Source organism: Thalassospira australica, from assembly GCF_000763295.1.
Taxonomy (GTDB): domain Bacteria; phylum Pseudomonadota; class Alphaproteobacteria; order Rhodospirillales; family Thalassospiraceae; genus Thalassospira; species Thalassospira australica.
The window spans coordinates 125,710-147,476 of the sequence record NZ_JRJE01000006.1; the positions used below are offsets into that span (position 1 = coordinate 125,710).

Here is a 21,767-nt window from a genome sequence, read left to right on the forward strand (position 1 = left end):
TTGGGGATTCCCAAAGTAAGGTTCAGCATTACGTGATTTTTTCCATCTCGGCAATTTGATCTGATGGATGCCATCATCATTCAAAAGGGCTGTCGGCGGACATCCGAGCTGACCGACAGGCCCACCTGTTTCAGGAGGTTCCATGTTTACGGACGAAAAACTTGCCAAGCTGCGAGAAAAATACGGCAACACCAAAGGATCAGATGTGTTTGACCCGCATTTTAGCGCGGTCGCCAGGACGCAGTTTTCGGAAAATGGGGAACGTAAATGGCCGTTCTCCGGGGTGCCGACTTTCCTTGATGCCCCCTATATGGCGGATGCGGCGCAGAATAATTTTGCCGGGCTGGATGTCGCGCTTGTCGGGGTTCCCATGGACCTTGGGGTTAGCAACCGGGCAGGCGCACGTCTTGGTCCGCGCGCGGTGCGTAATATCGAGCGGGTCGGCCCGTATGAACATGTTCTGCGCATGGTGCCAAGTGCGCTTGCGCGGATTGCCGATATTGGTGACGTGCCGTTTCGCAGCCGCTATTCGCTTGAAAAGTGTCACGAAGATATTGAAGCTTATTTTAACAAGATCATCGAGGCTGGTGTCATTCCGATTGCGGTCGGGGGTGATCATTCAATCAGCTATTCGATTCAGAAGGCTGTTGGCAAGGATCGTCCGGTCGGCATGATCCACCTGGATGCCCATTGCGATACCGGCGGGGTTTATGACGGATCCAAATTCCATCATGGTGGCCCGTTCCGTCAGGCGGTAATGGATGGCGTGCTTGATCCCGAACGGACCATCCAGATCGGCATTCGCGGCCCGTCGGAATATATTTGGGAATTTTCCTATGACAGCGGCATGAGCGTTATCCACGCCGAAGAAGTGCCCAAAATGGGCGTTGACGCCGTCATCGCCAAAGCGCGTGAAGTGGTTGGCGACGGACCGGTATATCTGTCATTTGATGTGGATTGTCTGGACCCGTCGTTCGCACCGGGTACGGGGACGCCGGAAATTGGCGGTCTTACCACGCGTGAGGCGCTCGCAATTCTGCGGGGCTTGCGTGGCCTTGATTTTGTCGGTGCGGATGTTGTGGAAGTCGCCCCGCAATATGACGCCACCACCAACACAGCCCATGCAGGTGCACAGATATTGTTCGAGGAGCTGTGCCTGATTGCGGAGGCCCTTAATACTCGTCGCGGTTAGGTGCCAACTTGGTGTTTGAATTCTTATGTGGGGTGCGGTCAAGGCTTGCGATAAACGCGCCGGGGCTGACACCCCACATGGTTTTGAAATGCCGGTTCAGGTGACTTTGATCGGCAAAGCCGGTGGCGGCTGCTGCATCGGCAATGCTTGCGCCGTCAAACAGCAGCCTTTTCGCACGTCGTAACCGCATGTGATTGAAATAGGCGTGCGGTGGCAGGCCGGTTGCTTCGCGAAAGACGCGCAGCAAATGAAACCGGCTAAGCCCGGTAACCGCTGCCAGATCATCCAGTGCGATATTCTCATCAAGGTGGGCGGCCATATAATCAATTACGGCCTTGACCCGTTTGTCTTCTGATCCCGGACGATAAAGGTAGGGCGGCGCATCCGCATGACGCAGTGACAAGCGCGCAGCACTGTGTAAAAGGCAACTGTCACGTTCGAGAAGCGGCGCGCTATCAGCGTGTTCTGGCTGAAACATGCGATGAAGATTCTGCAACAGAAGATGCAGGTCAGGATCATCAACAACGCAATTGCCAAAGAACGGCAAGCCCGGGTTTTTGGGCGACAATTCACTGATCAGATCGCCGAATACCGCCGGATCAATGAACATGATCTGGTACTGGTATCCGTCATCGGATGCCGGGCCGCCGTCATGTACCTGCATCGGGTTCATCATCAAAAGCTGCCCGCGTGCGGCGACATAATTGGTCCCGCGTGACATAAAACGCTCCGCCCCGTTCAGAATGGTGCCAAACGCGTAATAGTCATGACTGTGCTTTGGAAATGAGAAATTCTTGTAATCGGCTTCGAACATATCAATACCGTCGGCTGCCCGCCAATGACGGGCAACCTCGCGAGGACGCAGATTGCCCTTGGGGCGGCGCCTCGGTACAGCGCTATGTCGCGATACTTCATTCATGGGGGCAGTATAACTGCGAATTTTAATCACAGCTTGTACAATATTGTCATGGCGACATTTCGAAATGTGATCAGACGCAAGTCATTTCGCAGCGCATCAATTCGTATCCGAACCGCCGATTCGCGCAATTTTCCTTAGAAAACGACCTTTTTTGGTCATTTTGGGCGTCATATGACACTTGTCTGTCTGTATAGGTGTATTTCGAATGAACATGAAAATGTTCATTCGTGCATAATTTTGCACTGCGAAGTTTTCCATTGTGGATACTTGGTCTAGACAAATCGAGAATTCATACAACTGTTACAAATAGGTGGCCCGCGGTCATGTATGGGTGGCGCCATATGTATTGATTACTGTTTGGATGCCCCATGTTCTTTGACCGAATTCGCATCGGATCGCGCATTTTTGCCGGTTTCTTTGTTCTGGTGGTCCTGCTTGTTGGTTTGTCTGCTTTATCTTCGACCTATCTTTTGGGCTTTGGTTCGCATGCGGATCGTATTGCCAAAAGCACCGGGCTGGTCGGACTTGCCAACGACTACGCGCTGAAACTTGAGCGCCTGTCGAATCAGGTTCTGCTGTATGCCCAGACCGTTGACCCACTTGATCGTGACGGCATTACCACGATCCGCGAAGCCGCAGAACAAAGTGGTGCAACACTGGTTGCGGAATTGCGTGAAACCGGTGATGCGGATCGCGCCGATGCGCTTGAAAGTCTGAGTTCCGATTACCTTGCAACGCTTGAGCCGCTTGTGCTGCGTGCGGAAAACCTTTCTGCTGCATCTGAAACCATGTTGCTGGGCGCCAATCAATTGGGCAAATCGGCTGCACGGCTTGAAGATTTCATTGCCAAGCGTGATCCGGCCATTGCCGAAAAATTTTCCGATAAACTTGGGGCAGCCAATCTGGCGGCAATTGTGAACTCCCTGCAATTCCCGATCCTGCGGACGCCGGAATCCCTTGAAGCCGCCCGTGCCCAGACATCGGCGTTAACCGATCTTCAGGATGAAATCAAATCGTCCTTTGACGGGCTGAAGCGCAGTGACAAAAAACTGTTTTCCTATGCGATCCGCGACAATGACCTCTTAAAGCAGGGTGCAAACCAGCTTGAAGGATCGATTGCCGGTTTCCGCCAGTCGATGGATGATTTCAAATCTGCCGTCCGTGAAGTTCAGACCATTACGCAAAACATTCGTGCTGAAGCGATGGCCAATCAAAGCGCCCTTGTAAGTGCCGCCTACAGCCAGTCTGAAAACTCAGCGCTTACCAACATTGTGGTTGCAGCCATTGGTGTTGTGATTGCCATTGCGCTGGCACTTGGCATTGCGCTAAGCATCCTGCGGCCGCTTAAGCGTGTGAACAGTGATATGACACGCCTGAGTGAAAACGACACCGATATCGACCTTGTTGATGTCAAACGCGGTGATGAATTTGGCGCCATGGCACGGACCGTTGCAATCTTCCGCGAAAACGCGCTCAAGATTGAAAAAATGGCCGAAGAACGTATTACCCTTCAACGCATCGAAGAGGAAAAACGCCGCGCATCGCTTGGCGCAATGGCTGAAACGATTGAAGGCGAAACCACTGGTCTTGTGAAATCGGTCAATCATCAAGTGACCCGCATGCGTGAAGCCGTGACCGAGGTTGCGGCTGCGGCTGAACGTGTCACCGTGCAAACAGAAACGGCAACTGGTGCCGCAAGCGAAAGCCAGGCGCATTCCAATGCGATTGGTGATGCCGCCAACCGATTGCGCGAGGCCATTGTATCGATTGCCAACCGTGTTGAACATCAGCGCGAAATTGCCCAGAACGCAGTCGGGTCGACCGAAGAATCAGCCAGAGCCGTTGACGATCTGCGCGAAGTGGCAAGCAGCATCGAACAGATTGTTGATCTGATCCGCGGCATTGCCGGGCAGACAAATATGCTGGCGCTTAACGCGACGATCGAGGCCGCACGCGCCGGTGAGGCGGGCAAAGGTTTTGCAGTGGTCGCAGCAGAGGTCAAAAACCTTGCAAGCCAGACCGAACGCGCAACCGAACAGATCACCGAACATGTCAATGCGATGGGGGCGGTGACAGATCGTTGCGTTGCATCTATGGAAGATGTTGGTGTGACCGTGCGCTCCATGATGTCTATTTCCGAAGAAGTCGCCGGTGATGTTGAACATCAACGCCGCGAAACAGAAGAAATCACCGGGGCCATTTCCCTTGCCGGTGATGCCGTACACAACGTTGGTACGGCCATTGGGGCGGTTTCCCAGGATATCGAAGTTACCCGCAAGCTTAGCCTTGATTTGAATCGTCGCGCGGATGAGGTCGATCGGAATGTGACCGAACTTACTGCATCACTGGACCGTGCCGTTGCCGCTGCGGCCGACAGTGACGACGCGGGTCCTGATGAAACGGATGTCGAAGGCCAGCATTCTGCGAACGGCGATAACCTGCTTGCCTTCCCCTCTGACGTTTATGGCAAGGAGCAGCGCGGCGCAGCCTGATACGCGGATCGCGGCACAATCTGCGTTATCGTTAGAACCTGATCAAGATGGGCCTGTACACCGTATTACCTGTGTACAGGCCCATTTTATTTGGATGGTCAGGCAGCTTGAAAACTACAGGGTTTTTTTGGTGTTCAGATACAAACCGCGACGTTTCTGATACACTTTTTCTGTGGTTCTGACAGGCAGGTTGCAATATCGTTTCCCATGCCGGTACTTTGCACGTCAGTTGTTAAACCCCTTTGGGTACTGATTTGAAATACCGAAGCTTTCTCTGTTTGGAAACAGGGGGCGTTGCTGCGAATTTGTCTGGTCAGACCGAGTTGGAAGTTCAATGTGATGGCGCGTAAATCAACGCTTCTGGTCGCAGGTGTCGCACTTATTGTTGTGGCGGCGTCGGCCTATATTTTTGCCAGGGACGAGATCACAGCTCTGATCTCACCCGAGGCACAACCTGCGCAGATCCAACAGCGTGGTGGCGGTAGTCGCAGCCTTCCGGTGATTGCGGAATATTCCAGCCTCATGGATGAAAAAACCGTGGTTGAGGCGGTTGGAACGGGCAAATCCGCCCTTGGTGTTGTGATCTATCCCGCTGTCTCTGGTGAAGTTTCTGACGTGCTGGTGCGTGCTGGTGATCGCGTTACCAAGGGACAGGTTCTTGTCATCCTGGATTCCGAACGTGAACGCCTTGCCCGTGACTTGGCCGCAGTTCAGGTCAAGGATGCCGAGCAACTTTTGGCGCGCTATGAAAAGGCCCGTCCACTGGGGGCTGTGGCCGACAGCGAAGTCGATATCGCCCGTACGGCCTTGGCCGAAGCCCGGATTGAACTGGATCAGCGTTCGGTCGATCTGGCTGATCGCACCATTTTGGCTCCATTTGATGGTATCGTTGGCATTCCGCAGATAGAGGCGGGGGATCGCGTTGACAGCTCCACTGTGTTGGTCACGTTAGATAACATTGAAAGCATCCTGGTCGATTTCGAGGTGGCTGAAACCCGCTTTGACAACGTCAGACCCGGTCAATCTGTCCGTGTCGAAACCTGGAGCCTGCCGGGAGAATTATTCACCGGGGTGATTGAATCCATTGGAAGCCGTATCGACCCGGTCAGCCGGACCTTTAGCGTCCGTGCCCGCGTGCCCAACCCCAGAAGCCGCTTGCTGGCGGGCATGTCATTTGCGGTTTACGTTGATATCGAAGGCAAACAGTACCCGTCAGTCCCCGAAATTTCGGTCCTTTGGGGCGAAGACGGTACCTATGTCTGGCGGATTGAGGATGACAAGGTCTCACAGGTTCCTGTCCGTGTCGTAAAACGTACCAACGGACGTATTTTGGTAGATGGCGGAATTTCCAAAGGCGATCTGATCGTGGTCGAGGGCGTGCTTCGTCTGCGCCCCGGACGAACGGTTTCCGCAACCATTCGTGGCGACAATCCGTCTGATGGTGGTGGCGACGGTGTTGCTGTCCGCGAAGGCGTTGGCGAGGGGTCCTGATCATGACGACGGGATCAGATCAACACGGTCACAATGACCTTGCATCGCTTAGCATTCGCCGACCTGTTCTGATCTCGGTCGTTGCGATGCTAATCATTTTGGCTGGTCTGGCCGCCATGCTGGGTGTGGAAATTCGCGAACTGCCCAATGTGGATCGCCCGGTCGTCACCGTGACGGCTGATTATGACGGGGCGTCACCGGAAACCGTTGATGCGGAAGTAACCGGCATTATTGAAAGTGCTGCGTCGCGAGTCAGTGGCATCAAGGAAATCAGTTCGCAAAGCGAAGAAGCCAATGCGCGCATTCGCATCGAATTCTATCCCGATATTGAAATCAACGATGCCGCCAGCGACATCCGCGAAGCCATCAGCCGTGCCGAACGCAGTCTGCCTGACGGGGTTGAAAACATTCAGGTCGTCAAGGCCGATGCCGATGCCAGCGCGATCATGCGCCTTGCCGTCGTCAGCAACAGTCTGACCGAAGAAGAACTTGCCAACATTGTCGATGATCAGATCACCCCGTCCTTGTTGTCTGTGCCCGGAGTGGCAGAGGTCGGGGTCAATGGCGATCGCGAACGGGTTTTACATGTGCGCATCGATCCGCTGCGCATGGCAAGTTACGGCCTTTCGGTTCAGGATGTGGCCGATCTGCTTGATACGGCACAGTTCGACATCCCTGCTGGCAGCTTTGATTCTTCTGACCAGACGCTTTTTGTCCGCGCCGATGCATCGGTTTGGGAAGTCGACAAATTAAATCAGATGCTGGTGCGCGACAGCGTTCTTCTGGGCGATGTTGCCGATATTTATTACGGGCCTGATGATGCCTCATCCTATGTGCGGTTGAATGGCCGCACCGTGATTGGCCTGAGCATTACCCGTCAGGCACAATCAAATACCATCGCCATTTCCAATGGTGTGCGCGCTGCGGTGGACCGCCTTAATGCGCAATATGACGACCTTGATGTTTTCGTGAATTCCGATGATGCGATCTTTATCGAAGGTGCATTGTGGGAAGTGATCTATAGCCTTGGTCTGGCTGTCCTGATTGTGATCGCCGTTCTGTATCTGTTTTTGCGATCCTTTACCGCGACCCTGATCCCGACCATTACCATCCCGATTGCGCTGATCGGTACGGTCGCGGCCATCTGGGCGATGGGCTTTTCGATCAATATCCTGACCTTGCTGGCGCTGGTGCTTGCGACCGGCATGATTGTCGATGATGCAATTGTCGTTCTGGAAAATATCCAGCGCCGCCGTCATCAGGGGCTTGGATCCATGGCGGCTGCGGTTCTTGGGTCGCGGCAGGTGTTCTTTGCTGTGATCGCAACCACATTGACCCTGATTTCGGTTTTCATTCCGATTTCCTTCCTGCCCAGCACCGCCGGGCGGCTGTTTCGCGAATTTGGCTTCGTGCTGGCCTTTGCGGTGGCGGTGTCATCCTTTGTCGCGCTTTCGCTTTGCCCGATGCTGGCGTCACGCCTTAAGCATATCGACCCGCATGATGGTAAGGTCGAACAAGCCCCCAACATGTTGGAGCGTATCGGTTTCTTCTTTGCCGACATCTATCGTCGCGTTCTCGAAGCAGCCCTTCGCAGTCCGGTCATTACCGTGATGATTTGTATCGTGTCCGGTGGGCTTGCCTTTGGCGTCTACGCCAGTGTGACACAGGAATTGCTGCCCGACGAAGATCGCGGTCGTATTCTGGTATCCATGCGCGGGCCAGATGGCGTGGGTATTGACTATATGGACCGGCAGGTCGAAATGGTCGAAGACATTCTGCGCCCGGTGGTCGATGCTGGTGATGCCTATAACATCTACACCATCGTTGGCCTGTGGGACCCGAACCGTGCATTGGTGATCGCGCCCCTTAAACCGTGGGAAGAACGAAGCCGTTCTCAACAGGAAATCACCGCATCCATTCAGGGGGGGCTGAATGCCATTCCGGGTGTGCAGGCATTCGTCTGGAAACCCAACAGTCTGGGATTGCGTGGTGGCACCGGCGAGGGGCTTCAATTTGCCCTGACGGGGACAAGCTATCGGACACTGGCGGAAAATGCCCGTGCCGTGCAGCGTGAGCTTGAGGCAAACTATCCCGGTCTGGTCGGCCTGCGGGTGTCCTATCAGACAACCCAGCCGCAGCTTCTGGTTAATATTGATCGCAAACGTGCCTTTGATCTGGGTATTCCGATCGAAGAACTCGATACCACCTTGCGTGCCATGATCGAGGGTTATGAAGTCACCGAAATCAATGTCGATGACGAGAATGTCCCGATTAAGCTGCGCAGTGCGCTTGGCAGCATCAATGACCCGTCCGATCTTGAAAACCTGTTTGTCACCGGCACCAATGGCCGGGTTCTGCCATTGTCCTCGGTCATCACCCTTAGCGAAGAGGCCGTGGCATCCGAACTTGAACGTGAAGGCCAGCAACGTGCGGTAACCATTTCGGCCAATCTGGCGCCCGGCTATACACTGGCCGAGGCCGTCGCGGATGTAAACGCCGTCGGGGATCAGTTGCTGCCGCCTGGTGTGGGTATCCTGTTCCTTGGCGATGCTGCTGCCTTGGGCGAAACGGCAAACGATGTGCAGATTACTTTCCTGATTGCGGTCCTTGTTGTTTTGCTGGTTCTGGCTGCTCAGTTCGAAAGTTTTACATCTGCTTTTGTTGTTGTGCTGACCGTGCCGTTTGGCCTGGCGGCGGCGATTTATGCGCTCGCCCTTAGTGGGACATCGATCAATATCTATAGTCAGATCGGGCTTGTGATGCTGGTGGGGCTGATGGCCAAAAACGGCATTCTGGTTGTTGAATTTGCCGATCAGCTTCGCGATGCCGGAAAATCCGTGCGCGAAGCCGTGCATGATGCGGCGATGGTGCGTTTGCGCCCGATCATGATGACGATGATTTCAACCGTTCTGGGCGGTTTGCCACTTGTCCTTGGCTCCGGCGCTGGCGCCGAGGCGCGGGCCGCGATTGGCTGGGTCGTGTTTGGCGGTCTTGGCTTTGCCACGGTCTTTACCTTGTTCCTGACCCCGGCATTGTATCTTTTGCTCGCACCGCTGGTGTCGGCCCGTGCCGATGGGGGTAAAAAACTGCAAAGCCAACTCCGTGCCGCAGAAGCCATTCCCGATACCGGCGAACTTCCCGAAGAGGCCATTCATGGTTCGCAAAGCAGTGGTATTGAAGGACATGCGAAATAACATGAAACATCCTCACATTTTCGCAATTTCCGGTTTGGCCCTGATGACCCTGCTTGCAGGGTGCCAATCGGTTGGTCCGAACTACAGCAAGCCAAACTTTGATCTGGTCGGGGCCTATACCCCGGAAATACCGGTGATTGCCGCGCAAAAATCCCAACAGGACCGGTGGTGGGAAAGCAGTACCGATCCGGTTTTAAATGGTCTGATTAATGAAGGCATCGCCAACAATCTTGATCTTCAGATCGCAATCAGCCGCATTCGCGCGGCCGCTGCAACCGCACGCGGTGTTGCCGGGGCCAATGGCCCGACCGTCGGGGCATCCATTGATGGATCGGCAGAACGTGCGACATCAAGCCGTGCAAGCGGTGACCAGGTAGATGATCTTGGCTTTGGCGCGGGGCTTGATCTTTCATGGACGGCCGATATCTGGGGCGGGCAGACCCGCGAGGAAGAAGTGGCCGAGGCCGACTATCTGCGTCAGGTTTATCTGCGCGAAGATGTCTATCGCACCATGATTGCCGACATCATCGGCAACTATATCGAGTTGCGCGGGGCCCAGCGGCGTTTGGGGTTGTTGCAGGACTCACTTGATCTGCAACGCCAGACCAGCAACATCGTTCAGGTGCGTTTGCAAACGGGCCTTGGCTCAGAACTTGACCTGTCGCGTGCCCGTGCCGAGGTTGCCGATATCGAAGCTTCCGTTCCGATCTTGCAGACCCGCATCGACAGATCAATCAACGCCATTTCAATCCTTGTTGGCGCGCAGCCGGGGGCCCATCGGGACCTGTTGCTGGATGTTCAGCCGTTACCGGAATTTCAAAGCAGCCCGCCGATCGGCATTCCTGCTGATTTGTTGCGCCGCCGGCCAGATGTTCGGGCCGCGGAACTCTCGTTGATTGCCGCGACGTCGCAAATTGGTGTGGAAACGGCAACACTCTATCCCGAATTGACACTGACGGGCTCTTTGGCGCTTGGCGCGACCGGTTATGGCACAGGGCCGATTGTGCGCACGGCCATGGCCGCCATTGGCGCATTGATTGACGTAACCCTTTATGATGGGGGCGAACGCCGGGCCAATATCACTGTTGCTGAAGAAGAAGCAGAACAGGCATTCCTGACCTATCGCCAGACGTTGCTGACAGCGATTGAGGAAGTCGAAAGTGCGATTTACGGCTATGTCGGGGCGATGGGGCAACGTGATTCCCTGATTGCATCCGTGCAGTATCACCGCGAAGCTTTTGAACAATCGCGCGTGCGCTATGTGCAGGGCTTGTCAGACTTTCTTGATGTGCTGGATTCCCAACGCAGCCTGACCATATCGTTGCAATCTTTGGCCGATGCGCAAACCGAACTGGAACTTGAAACCATCAACCTTTATAGCGCAGCCGGACTGAGCGTTGAGGATGTTGAACGCTATGCCGATGAGGCAGGCTTGGCTCTTGTGAACGGCTAAAGCATTTTACAAAAACACATATATCAGCAAACAGCGGCTTGAGTTTCTGTTCTGTTCGGCCTAGGTGTTTGGCAGACCAATGCCTTGGGGACGTCATGATCGGTGATCTGTTTGCCAATGAACCACCACGCAATCTTTTGCCGCATGACGGCGAAGTGTTGCTGCTGCGTGACATCATGGAACCTGATGATGCCGACCGGACCTTTGAACGTCTGAAAGGCACCATTGTCTGGCAACAGGAAACAGCCAAAATCCACGGCAAGGAAATCCCCGTTCCGCGTTTGACCGCATGGTATGGCGAAGTCGCCTATCGCTATAGCGGGGTTTATCACCCGGCAAGCCCGTTTCCATCAGCGGTGGCGCCGTTGCGCAAGTTGGCCGAAGACCTTTCGGGGGCTGAGCTTAACACGGTGTTGCTGAATTACTATCGTGATGGTCGCGACAGCGTTGCGTGGCATGCCGATGACGAAGAGGTCCTTGGCGAAAACCCGGTGATTGTCAGTCTGACCTTTGGCCAAGAGCGCCGGTTTCATTTCCGCCACAAGACAACCGGGGATCGCATCAGCATTGATTTGCCGCATAACTCGGCCCTGATCATGTCGGGTGCGACACAGCATTGCTGGTTGCATCAATTACCCAAAACCGCGCGTCAGGTCGGGCCGCGCATTAATCTGACATTTCGCAATACCTGCAGGGAAATGCGATAGGAAACGCATTATTGTCTTCTGGCTGACAGAAGGTCCTTCTGGCTATAGTGTGGCGAATTGAACATGATGGTTTCAGGGATACGGCACAGATGGCAAAGCGCGTAAAACTTCTGGATGTCGCCAAGGCGGCAGGGGTTTCGCAAGGCACGGCGTCCAACGCTTTTGGCAAGCCGGACCTCGTGCGCCCGGAAGTGCGCGAACGTATTTTCGAAGCCGCCAAGGAACTTGGCTATCGCGGGCCGCATGTGATGGCGCGTATGCTGCGCACCGGCAAGGCAGGCGCGCTTGGCGTGGTGTTTCCCGACAATCTTGAATATGCCTTTAGTGATCCGGTGGCGATTGAATTGCTGCGCGGGATCGGGCGCGAATGTGCGCGTCATGGTGTTAATGTCATGATCATTTCCGCTGAAAACCCCAAGCAGGCGATTGCGGCCGTCAACAATGCGGCTGTCGATGCCTTTCTGGTGCATTGCTATTCCGACAATAACGACATCATTGCCGCCATTCAGCGCCGCAATCAGCGCCTGATCAGCATTGATACTGATATTTCCGGCGCCGTTGGAACCGTGGTGCTTGATGATTTCAATGCGGCGAAAAATGCAGCCCGTCATTTGCTTGATTGCGGGGCGAAAAACTTTGCCATTCTGTCGCTTCAGGCGACCGAGCATGACCATTTCGGCCCGATGAACCCCAACCGACTGGGGGCGGCCAGCCACCGTGTCGTGCGTGAACGGATGGCGGGATATCACGCCGCACTCAAGGATGCCGGGATTTCTGCTGACGATATCGTGCATATCGAATGCGACAATCAGTCTGCCCACAGTGCCAAGATGACGGCAGAGATGCTGGCAAGCCACCCGGAAATTGATGGTATTCTTGCCATGTCCGATGTGATTGCCATCGGTGCGCTTGATGGCGCAAGGGCGACGGGACGCGCTGTTCCAAACGACCTGAAAGTCATCGGGTTTGATGGCATCGCCGCAGGCGAGCGGACCGACCCGCCCCTTAGTACGATGTATCAGGATACGGTGGAAAAGGGCCGTCTGGCGGCTGAAATGGCGCTATCTGAAGACGGTGGAAGAACCATCACGCTGGAAACCCGCCTTTTGTTGCGTGGTTCCAGTCAGCTAAGCTCGGCATAGCGATAACAATCGGTCGTGTGATCCATCACAATCCCGGTGGCTTGTAAGAACGAATAGATGATTGTGGTGCCGACAAATTTCATGCCGCGTTTTTTCAGGTCCTTGGAAATCCGGTCGCTCAGTTCGGTTGAAACCGGGACGTCGGACATCGTCTTCCAGTGATTGATCACAGACGTTCCGCCAACGAAATCCCAGATATAGGAATCGAAGCTTCCGAACTCATTCTGGATGGCGATGAATGTTTGCGCATTTTGAATAGACGCCGCGACTTTTAATTTATTTCGAATAATCCCGGGATCGGCCAGAAGGGCTTCTTTCTTGGCATCATCATAGGCCGCGATCTTTGTGACATCGAAATTGTCATAGGCGGCGCGATATGTGTCGCGCCGGGCCAGAATGGTCAGCCAGCTTAAACCCGCTTGCGCACCTTCAAGGATCAGCATTTCAAAGAAAAGTCGGTCATCATGCACCGGAACGCCCCATTCCGTGTCGTGATAATCAATGTAAAACGGTTTGGCGGCATGGATTTCGGCCCAGCCGCAACGGCAATGGTTGTCGTTATGCATGTTGATGGCTCCTTCAAGACGGGGCATTTTGAGCGGGAAATTTGCCAGGCCGCAAGCAGTAATCAGGCGGGATATGACATCTCCTGACAGTTTCTGGTGATTGGCAGGGTGACAGGGATCACAAAAGAGCGAAAACTTGGTGTCAATTGCATCAAAATCAACGCTGTGTGCTTGCGTTACACGGCATTGCCGACTAGGTTTTGCTGCATGCAAATATCTTACCGGGCGCAGACAGCTTGTCGCCCCGGCGATCGTAAGGAGCGGCGATGCTGGCGATTTTTTGGCTGATTGATACGGTAGTTGGAATCTACATTTTCATGCTGATTGGTTCTGCAATCCTGTCATGGCTTGTGGCGTTCAACGTGATCAATACCAGCAACCGGTTTGTCTATATGGTTGGTGATTTCCTGTATCGTGTGACCGAACCGGCCTTGCGCCCGATCCGGCGAATCATGCCCGATCTTGGCGGCATTGATATTTCGCCGATCATCCTGATTTTGGTGCTGCAATTTGCCAATATGCTGATCCAGACCGATGTTCGGATGGCTCTTGTCGGCTATTGATCGGCTGTTGATGTCTCAATTTGCCTGTTAAACTGTCTCATTCAGACAATGTCTGACCGCATGCCCGTGTTACGGTCCGAGCCATCAGGAGTTCGACTGTTTGTCAGGCTGACGCCAAAAGCATCGCGCAACGCGATTGGCGATGTGATGGTTGATGCCAACGGGCAGGAATACCTCAAGGCATCTGTGACGGTCGTGCCTGAAAACGGCAAAGCCAATCAGGCGCTGATAAAACTTTTGGCAAAAGCGGCCAAATGTCCTAAATCCTCGGTCAGGATCGTATCCGGGCAGACAGATCGCAGTAAAACGCTGCTGATCGACGGAGATCCCGACGCGCTGATGGCGAAATTATCCCAACTCACCGGGCGGACAGACATATGAGTGACGCGAAAATCATCGACGGCAAGGCATTCGCAGCCAACCTGCGCACCGACATCACAGCCGAAGTTTCCAAGCTTAAAGCAGAGCATGGCGTAACACCGGGACTGGCAGTGATCTTGGTCGGCGAAGACCCGGCCAGTCAGGTCTATGTGCGCAACAAGGGCAAACAGACCCTTGAATGCGGCATGAATTCCTATGAGCACAAACTCCCGGCCGACACCAGCGAGGAAGACCTTCTCGCCCTGATCGCCACGCTCAATGCCGATGAAAACGTTCATGGCATCCTGTGTCAGCTTCCGGTTCCCAAACACATCAACGAGCAGGCCATTCTGGCCGCCATCGACCCGGCCAAGGACGTTGATGGCTTCCACGTTGTCAATGCCGGTGCACTTGCCACGGGGGGCGAGGGCTTTGCACCCTGCACGCCCTATGGCTGCCTGATGTTGCTCAAAGACACCCTTGGGGATCTGTCGGGCAAACGTGCAGTGGTTGTCGGGCGTTCGAACATCGTCGGCAAGCCGATGGCGCAGTTGTTGCTCAAGGAAAGCTGCACGGTCACCATCGCCCATTCGCGCACCCGCGACCTTCCCGAAGAAGTCCGCCGGGCCGATATCGTCGTTGCCGCCGTCGGTCGCCCGAACATGATCACGGGTGACTGGATCGCACCGGGGGCTACTGTGATTGATGTTGGCATCAACCGGGTTGAGGGCGAAAACGGCAAGATGAAACTGGTCGGCGATGTCGAGTTTGAAACCGCATCGAAGGTTGCCGGTGCCATCACCCCGGTTCCCGGCGGTGTCGGCCCGATGACCATTGCGTGTTTGCTGAACAACACCCTGATTTCAGCCTGTCGGGCGAATGGTGTTGAAGTGCCGAACCTTGGTTTTGACAACTAAGTTGCAGCCAAATAATCTTAAGGCGGTCCATAGGGCCGCCTTTTTTATTTGTGCGGAGAATGCTTTGCGTGGGGCTTGTTGTCTTGTTCTTGCCGTTTTGATGCTGACTGGATGCCAAAGCACGGGGCATCAGCGAGGCAACTTTCAGTACATTGCCTTTGAGCAAGCATGCATCACGTATATCGGTGATGGTGTCGGTATGGCAGATGCGGTTCGCAAGGCACTGCCGTTTTATACTCCTGATATTGTGCCCGAGTGGCGCGACCATACAATGCGGGGGCCAACTACAATCAAAACCCGATGGTATACGATCCCGCATCGAGGTGATCTTGTGCATGCCGAGGATGGCAGTTACTGCAGGATTGGGCAATTCCGTGAAGACGCAATGCAGGTGATGGAAACTGTCGCAAACAATGACAGTTATGAGATTATTGAAAATCAAACATCGCCAAACGGCTACCGTCGCATGATCTTACGCCTGACAGAAAAGGATGGTGTTATCGTCCTGACAGAGGGGTCACATGCCAATTTCCTCCATGTGATGACATCGGAACTTTATATGCGACAGAAGCTCTATAACGACCCTGATATTCCTATTCAATCTGTGACACCTAACTCTTGAAGCGGCCTATTCCACAACAACATTGTTACGCCAACCGAAACGACGATGATTTCAACCGGCAAGACGATGCGCCAATAGTCGCTGAAGTGGAAGACGCCGGGGTCGAGGATGGGGATGTTGTTTGGCAGGCCTATTTTTACTTGTAATCGAAGTAAATGGATTATGGTTAAAGCACTGAATTAATGAGGTATTCTGGCGTCGATCCGAGCCGCTTTAAATCTATGAAGGACAGTATGACAGTTCCAAGGGAAAGCATTTGTTGTTTAGGTCTAAAGGCGCCTGTTGTGCTTTTAACTTTGCTGGCTATGGTCGTTTTACCCAACACCACGTTTGCGCAGGATACGTCAGAAGCAAGATTAGAAGCTGCTGAGCGGTATGCAAAAATCTTTGATGTGCCAAAAATGATGAATGAAATGGTGACACAGCTTGCACTTACTTATCCTGAAGATATGCGAGAGCCGTTCATCCAATTTATGTCAGAAGCATTAGACATCGAGATGGTCGAGAACTTGATCGCCACCTCAATGGTTGAGCATTTTACAGTTCGTGAATTGAATGCCCTTGCCGACTTTTATGGATCGCCTGAAGGTCTTTCAATAGTCGAAAAAATGCCAGATTACATGGCTGGTACTATGCCAAAGATCCAGGCACTCGTTTTTCAAGCATCGGAAAAATTTTGATAATTGGATTTAAGTTGATGTGAAAAAGGGCCGTTTTCTTATCCTCACAAATCTAGGGTCCAGACTCATTCAAATGATTTCTTTGAGGCCCGAATAGCTAGCCGCAAGGAGTGCGGCCTCACAACGGCCAGATCCACAACAACATCGGCACACCCACCGCAACGACGATGATCTCAATCGGCAAGCCAAGGCGCCAGTAGTCGCCAAAGCGGAAGCCGCCGGGGCCGAGGATGAGGGTGTTGTTTTGATGGCCGATCGGGGTCAGGAAGGCGCAGGAGGCGCCAATGGCGACCGCCATCAGGAACGGGTCGGAACTGGCATCCAGTTGGGCGGCACTGCCAATGGCAATCGGGCACATGACGGCGGCGGTGGCGGCATTGTTCATGAAATCAGACAGCGTCATGGTGACGACCAGTATCAGCCCGACGGCAATCACGGCGTTGCCTTGGGCAACCGATTCCAGCAGGAAACGCGCGATCAAATCGGCAGATCCGGTACTTTCCATGGCGTTTGCCACCGGGATCAGGGCGGCAAGCAGCACGACCACCGGCCAGTCAACCGCATCATAAAGGGTGCGCGGCGAAACCACCCCCATAAGCAACGAGGCCAGCACGCCAAGCGCAAATGAAATGGCGGCGGGCAGAATGCCAAAGGCGGCCAGGGCGATGGCAACAGCCATGATGCCGGTGGCCTTGAACGCGTCGGATTTGTCCCCCAGATGGAGCGAGCGTTCAGCCAAAGGCACACATCCCATGCGGTTGCCAAAGTCGCTGACGGCGTTGGGCGACCCTTGCATCAAGAGCACATCACCGGCCTGCATCTTCATGGTGCGCAGGCGGGTCATGGAGCGGTTGCCCTGCCGCGAAATCGCCAGAAGGTTGATGCCATAACGGCTGCGAATGCGGACATCGGCCGCTGATCGACCGATGAAGGCCGCGTTTGGCAGAACCGCGACTTCAATCAGCGAAATGTCTTCGGACTGCAGGACCTTTTTGCGGGCTTCGGCCTTGGCTTTTGCCGGGTCTATCGGGGGTTCTGCGTCTTCGGCAGCGGCGTCGCCCTTTTTCTCAGCGGCGCGTTGGGCCTTCTGGGCCTTGACCTGTTCCTTTGCCTCTTCCTTTTGTTCGGCGTTGGCTTCGTCGCTGCGAAATTCGGCTTCAAGCGTGAGTTCCAAACTGGTCAAAGCACTTGCCAGCCCTTCGGGTTCGGCTTCGATCAGAAGGATGTCGTCCTGCTGCAGTTCTCGATATGGGCTTGGTGCGGGAATGCGCCGTTCGTTGCGAATAAGGCCGATGATCTGCGCATCGGATTTATCAAGTTCAAGGTTGATGTCGCTCAGCAACATGCCGATGGATTTGCTGCCATCGGTAATGCGGGCCTCGGTCAGGTAGGAGCCGGTTTCAAATCCTTCTGCCCCGGCGCGTTCGCGGGTGGGCACCAAAAAGCGCCCCAGCAGAATGACAAACAAAAGCCCGGCAAGGGCAATCGCGATCCCCACCGGACTGTAATCAAACATGGCAAAGCCGGTGCCGGTTTGCTCGGCGCGAAAACCCGAGACAATCAGGTTGGGCGGGGTCCCGATCAGGGTCGTCATGCCGCCGAGGATCGAACCAAATGCAAGCGGCATCAAAATCTTGCCCGGCGGCAGGTTTTGCTTGTTCGCAATCTGAATGCCGATCGGCATCAAAAGGGCCAAGGCACCAACATTGTTCATGAAGGCCGACAGAATGGCGGCAAGCAAACTAAGGGCCGCCATGGTGACAAAGGGACCAGCCGATTGCGGCAGGACCGTGCGTGACAGGGTATCAACCGCGCCTGATTTTTGCAGGGCGGAGGACAGGATCAGGATACAGGCAACCGTGATGACAGCAGGATGGCCAAAGCCGACAAAGGCATCACCGGTTGGCACCAGACCCAGAACCACACAAACCAGAAGGGATGCCATCGCAACCATGTCATGACGCCAGCGGCCCCATAAAAACAGCACAACCGTGCCCAGAAGTACGGCCAGAATCATGATCTGTGGTGTCGTCATTTGGCCTGTCCTGTTGTGTGGCGCGCCATCGGGCGCAGGTCTTGCGAAAGCCTATGAGCGGGCAGCGGTGTGGTCAAGGTTCTCAGGCACAGAGATCAAAAATCCTCCTGCCCGGATTGTCAGGAGGATGTGATAGCATCATCCTGTTTTCATTTGCCAATTTGAATGTGTGCCCATGTCCGTTGACAATACCAAGATGCCGAGCACTTCGATAAAAATATCGGTTAAGCAGGCGCGCAACCTTGCGCTTGTCGGGCAGGGGTTTGATCGTGATGACAGCCGCCCTGTGACAAAACGCCAGATCATGAAGGCGATCCGCAAAACCAATATGTTGCAGGTCGATAGTGTAAACGTCCTGACACGTGCGCATTACATGCCGATCTTTTCGCGGCTTGGCGTTTATGACCCGAAACTTCTTGATGACATTGTTTGGGGCACATCACGCGACCGGAAGCTGGTTGAATATTGGGGGCATGAGGCGTCGATGATCCCGATTGAGGATTACGCCCTTTATCGCTGGCGGATGGAGGATGCGCGGTCCGGCAAAGGCATGTGGGGGCGGATCGCCCGCATGCAGCGTGAACAGCCCGAACTGATTGATGGCATTCTTGAACGGATTGAAAAGGAAGGTGCCCTTGCAGCCAGTGATTTGGAGCAGGAAGGCCCAAGCAGTGCCAAATGGTGGGGCTGGTCGGATACAAAAACAGCGATGGAATACCTGTTCTGGAGCGGTCAGGTTACCGCACGCAAACGGCGTAACAGTTTCGAACGGGTGTATGATTTACCCCATCGGGTGATCGGCGATGTGGCCCATGATCCGGTGCCCAACCGTCAGGACGCGATGTGTGACTTGATCTGCAAGGGGATCGCGGCCACCGGGGTTGCCGCCGAGATTGATCTTCGCAAATACTTCCGGATGCCCACCGATGAAACCAAGGCCTGTTTGGCGCGCCTTGTGGAAGAGGGGCGGTTGTTGCGGGCTGATGTCGAAGGATGGAAACACCCCGGTTATCTGTGTCCGAAGGTCAATCCGAGGTCGCGGGCGAAGCCAACCTGCCTGATGGTGCCGTTTGATCCGGTGATGTGGGAACGTGACCGGGTGGAGCGGATATTTGGCTTTAACTATCGGATCGAGATATATGTTCCGGCAGAAAAGCGTAAATACGGCTATTATGTCCTGCCATTTATGTTAAATGGCGAATTTGTTGCGCGCGTGGATTTGAAGTCGGATCGCAAGACAGGCGTTCTTTTGGTGCAAAGCGCGCATCTTGAAGATGGCTTTGCCAGGGGCGATGTCGCAGGCCCGCTTATGGATGAGTTGAACCGTCTTGCACGGTTCCTCGGTCTGGGCGGGGTCAGGGTGATGCCCGCCAATGACTTTTCAAAATATCTAGGGTCAGTGCCAGCCTTTTAGACAGGCAAAAGGTAAAAAGGCAAACGGGGCGCAGGTCCCACAACCGCGCCCCGTTTATCCGTCGTACTGGCCAACCACAAAAGCTTCAGGACAGTGTGGTTGCTTGTTGCACCCGGCCTTACCAGCAGGTGTAACCCCCATCGGCCAGAACGATGGATCCTGTCATCAGGCTGGAAGCGTCAGACGCCAGGAACAACACGACCGAGCCGACTTCGTCGGTTTCGCCCAGACGGGCCATCGGGGTGCCATTGATCCAGGCGTCATACATTTCCGGCTTGGATTTAACAAACTCATTCAGCGGTGTTGCGATATAGGTCGGTGCGACCGCATTGACACGCACGCCACGCCCGCCCCATTCGGCGGCAAGTGACTTGGTCAGTTGATGAACACCCGCCTTGGAGGCGTTGTAAAAAGCCTGTTCTTGCGGCTTGTTGACGATAAAGCCTGACATGGAGCCGACGTTGACGATGACGCCGCTTTTCTTGTCGAGCATCTGTTTGCCAAACTCGCGGCAGCACCAGAAGGTGCCGTTCAGATTGACGTCAATGACATTTAGCCAATGTTCATCTGCGACGGTTTCTGCCGGGGTTTCCGAACGCGCAATACCGGCATTGTTGACAAGGATATCAACGCCGCCCTGCTTTGCCATTTTTTCGGCACTGTCACGGACCTGATCGGTATTGGTGACATCCATGATGTCGATATCGGAAGAATAGCCTTTGGATTTCAGGTAATCGCGACCTTCTTCGGCGACACCTTCGGAGACGTCACCGATGATGACATGGGCACCCGCTTCGGCAAGGGCTTCGCAGCAGGACAGGCCGATGGCGCGACCGCCGCCCGTGACATAGGCACGACGGCCCGTAAGATCGAACTTTTTCAGGTACATTTTGGACTCGCAGTTATTTTTATTGGTAAGGCGGGACGCAATGGATGTGAGACATTGCGGCCCGGTTTGTTCACGTTTTAAGGGGTTCAAGCCCCCGAAAGCGTCAGGCCATGCTGGTCAAAGCGATGGATGCGATCCTGTTCCGGGGTCAGGAAAATCCGGTCATTTTCGCCAAGATCCACTTCACCGGTGGCACGCACTGTCATCGGGCCAAGGCCATCGGCTTCGACATGAAGGTATGTCTCAGCGCCAAGATGTTCGGCGATCTTGACGGTGGCCGCGATTTCGCCGCCGTCGGTCGAGACAGCCAGATGTTCGGGGCGCACGCCGATTTCATGGCAATCATGCTTGGCGGCAATGTCCCCCCCCAGAAAGTTCATCTTGGGGGATCCGATGAAGCCGGCGACGAATTTGTTGGCCGGGTTGCTGTAAAGATCCATCGGCTTGCCAACCTGTTCGACGCGACCAGCTTGCAGAACCACGATTTTGTCGGCCATGGTCATGGCTTCGACCTGATCATGGGTCACATAGATCATGGTGGTTTTCAGTTCCTGATGCAGACCGGTGATCTCAAGGCGCATGTTCACGCGAAGGGCGGCATCAAGGTTTGACAGCGGTTCGTCAAACAGGAAAGCCGCCGGATTGCGAACAATCGCACGGCCGATTGCAACACGTTGACGCTGACCACCCGAAAGCGCGCCGGGGCGGCGTTCGAGATAGTCGGTCAGGTTAAGGATCTTGGCCGCAGACTGGACTTTCTCGTCGATAACATCCTTGCTTTCGCCCGCCATTTTCAGGCCGAAGGCAATGTTGTTATAGACGGTCATATGCGGGTAAAGCGCATAGGATTGAAAGACCATTGAAAGGCCGCGTTTCGCCGGGGCTTCGTTGGCAACATCTGTTCCGTTGATCAGGATTTTGCCATCGGTGACATCTTCAAGTCCGGCAATCAGGCGCAAAAGCGTTGATTTGCCACAGCCCGATGGTCCGACGAAGACAACGAACTCGCCATCATTGATATCAAGATCGACACCGGGAATGACATCCAGCGTGCCAAAGGTTTTTTTGACTTTTTCCAGTCGGATAGCACCCATTTTGGTGTTCCTTCTTTCCAGATTTCTATCAGGCGGC

At 54.5% G+C, this 21,767-nt stretch carries 18 protein-coding genes; 13 read left to right on the forward strand and 5 right to left on the reverse strand.

What is annotated here, in order from left to right:
* Positions 1-142: 142 nt before the first annotated feature.
* Complete coding sequence (gene speB / locus JF44_RS0105995) at positions 143-1,192, forward strand: agmatinase (RefSeq protein WP_033068057.1); 1,050 nt, start codon at positions 143-145, stop codon at positions 1,190-1,192.
* Here speB and JF44_RS0106000 read toward each other — a convergent pair.
* The gene (locus JF44_RS0106000) at positions 1,173-2,111 is read right to left on the reverse strand and encodes an AraC family transcriptional regulator (RefSeq protein WP_052065491.1); all 939 of its coding nucleotides are present in this window, start codon (positions 2,109-2,111) and stop codon (positions 1,173-1,175) included. The two genes, speB and JF44_RS0106000, sit on opposite strands and share 20 nt — an antisense overlap.
* Before the next feature lie 368 nt (positions 2,112-2,479).
* On the opposite strand from JF44_RS0106000, the gene JF44_RS0106005 reads away from it, so the two are divergent.
* The 6 genes from JF44_RS0106005 (at position 2,480) to JF44_RS0106030 (ending at position 12,590) form a co-directional block, all read left to right on the forward strand.
* Positions 2,480-4,603, forward strand: coding sequence for a methyl-accepting chemotaxis protein (locus JF44_RS0106005; protein WP_033068058.1), 2,124 nt, complete (start codon positions 2,480-2,482; stop codon positions 4,601-4,603).
* Between the two features lie 339 nt (positions 4,604-4,942).
* Complete coding sequence (locus JF44_RS0106010; protein WP_033068059.1) at positions 4,943-6,094, forward strand: efflux RND transporter periplasmic adaptor subunit; 1,152 nt, start codon at positions 4,943-4,945, stop codon at positions 6,092-6,094.
* 2 nt (positions 6,095-6,096) lie between these two features.
* Positions 6,097-9,288, forward strand: a complete 3,192-nt coding sequence (locus JF44_RS0106015; RefSeq protein WP_052065493.1) for an efflux RND transporter permease subunit — start codon at positions 6,097-6,099, stop codon at positions 9,286-9,288.
* A 1-nt stretch (position 9,289) separates the two neighbouring features.
* Positions 9,290-10,741 (forward strand): efflux transporter outer membrane subunit, encoded by a 1,452-nt coding sequence (locus tag JF44_RS0106020; protein WP_033068060.1) that lies wholly within the window; start codon positions 9,290-9,292, stop codon positions 10,739-10,741.
* A gap of 95 nt (positions 10,742-10,836) precedes the next feature.
* Positions 10,837-11,448: an alpha-ketoglutarate-dependent dioxygenase AlkB family protein gene (locus JF44_RS0106025; RefSeq protein ID WP_033068061.1), complete on the forward strand. Its 612-nt coding sequence runs from the start codon at positions 10,837-10,839 to the stop codon at positions 11,446-11,448.
* A gap of 89 nt (positions 11,449-11,537) precedes the next feature.
* Positions 11,538-12,590, forward strand: a complete 1,053-nt coding sequence (locus tag JF44_RS0106030) for a LacI family DNA-binding transcriptional regulator (RefSeq protein ID WP_033068187.1) — start codon at positions 11,538-11,540, stop codon at positions 12,588-12,590.
* Here the strand turns inward: JF44_RS0106030 and JF44_RS0106035 are convergent.
* Positions 12,572-13,156 carry a DNA-3-methyladenine glycosylase I gene (locus JF44_RS0106035; protein WP_052065538.1) on the reverse strand — a complete coding sequence of 195 codons (585 nt, stop codon included), beginning with the start codon at positions 13,154-13,156 and terminating at the stop codon, positions 12,572-12,574. The genes JF44_RS0106030 and JF44_RS0106035 overlap by 19 nt on opposite strands.
* Before the next feature lie 266 nt (positions 13,157-13,422).
* Between JF44_RS0106035 and JF44_RS0106040 the strand changes: the two genes are divergently transcribed.
* From JF44_RS0106040 to JF44_RS0106060, 5 genes are all read left to right on the forward strand, one after another.
* Complete coding sequence (locus JF44_RS0106040; protein ID WP_033068062.1) at positions 13,423-13,719, forward strand: YggT family protein; 297 nt, start codon at positions 13,423-13,425, stop codon at positions 13,717-13,719.
* Between the two features lie 48 nt (positions 13,720-13,767).
* Positions 13,768-14,100, forward strand: coding sequence for a DUF167 family protein (locus JF44_RS0106045; protein ID WP_081944347.1), 333 nt, complete (start codon positions 13,768-13,770; stop codon positions 14,098-14,100).
* Positions 14,097-14,996 (forward strand): bifunctional methylenetetrahydrofolate dehydrogenase/methenyltetrahydrofolate cyclohydrolase FolD, encoded by a 900-nt coding sequence (gene folD, locus JF44_RS0106050; RefSeq protein ID WP_033068063.1) that lies wholly within the window; start codon positions 14,097-14,099, stop codon positions 14,994-14,996. The genes JF44_RS0106045 and folD overlap by 4 nt, the downstream gene beginning before the upstream one ends.
* Positions 14,986-15,618 carry a hypothetical protein gene (locus JF44_RS0106055; protein WP_156111613.1) on the forward strand — a complete coding sequence of 211 codons (633 nt, stop codon included), beginning with the start codon at positions 14,986-14,988 and terminating at the stop codon, positions 15,616-15,618. The genes folD and JF44_RS0106055 overlap by 11 nt, the downstream gene beginning before the upstream one ends.
* 233 nt (positions 15,619-15,851) lie before the next feature.
* On the forward strand, positions 15,852-16,298 hold the full coding sequence (locus JF44_RS0106060) for a DUF2059 domain-containing protein (RefSeq protein ID WP_162181386.1): 447 nt from the start codon (positions 15,852-15,854) through the stop codon (positions 16,296-16,298).
* A gap of 118 nt (positions 16,299-16,416) precedes the next feature.
* Here the strand turns inward: JF44_RS0106060 and JF44_RS0106065 are convergent, their stop codons facing one another.
* Positions 16,417-18,333: an SLC13 family permease gene (locus JF44_RS0106065; RefSeq protein WP_033068065.1), complete on the reverse strand. Its 1,917-nt coding sequence runs from the start codon at positions 18,331-18,333 to the stop codon at positions 16,417-16,419.
* Between the two features lie 175 nt (positions 18,334-18,508).
* On the opposite strand from JF44_RS0106065, the gene JF44_RS0106070 reads away from it, so the two are divergent.
* The gene (locus JF44_RS0106070; RefSeq protein WP_052065496.1) at positions 18,509-19,747 is read left to right on the forward strand and encodes a winged helix-turn-helix domain-containing protein; all 1,239 of its coding nucleotides are present in this window, start codon (positions 18,509-18,511) and stop codon (positions 19,745-19,747) included.
* A gap of 118 nt (positions 19,748-19,865) precedes the next feature.
* Here JF44_RS0106070 and JF44_RS0106075 read toward each other — a convergent pair whose 3' ends face one another.
* Positions 19,866-20,636 (reverse strand): SDR family NAD(P)-dependent oxidoreductase, encoded by a 771-nt coding sequence (locus tag JF44_RS0106075; protein WP_033068192.1) that lies wholly within the window; start codon positions 20,634-20,636, stop codon positions 19,866-19,868.
* Between the two features lie 86 nt (positions 20,637-20,722).
* Positions 20,723-21,730 carry an ABC transporter ATP-binding protein gene (locus tag JF44_RS0106080; protein WP_033068066.1) on the reverse strand — a complete coding sequence of 336 codons (1,008 nt, stop codon included), beginning with the start codon at positions 21,728-21,730 and terminating at the stop codon, positions 20,723-20,725.
* Positions 21,731-21,767 lie beyond the last annotated feature (37 nt).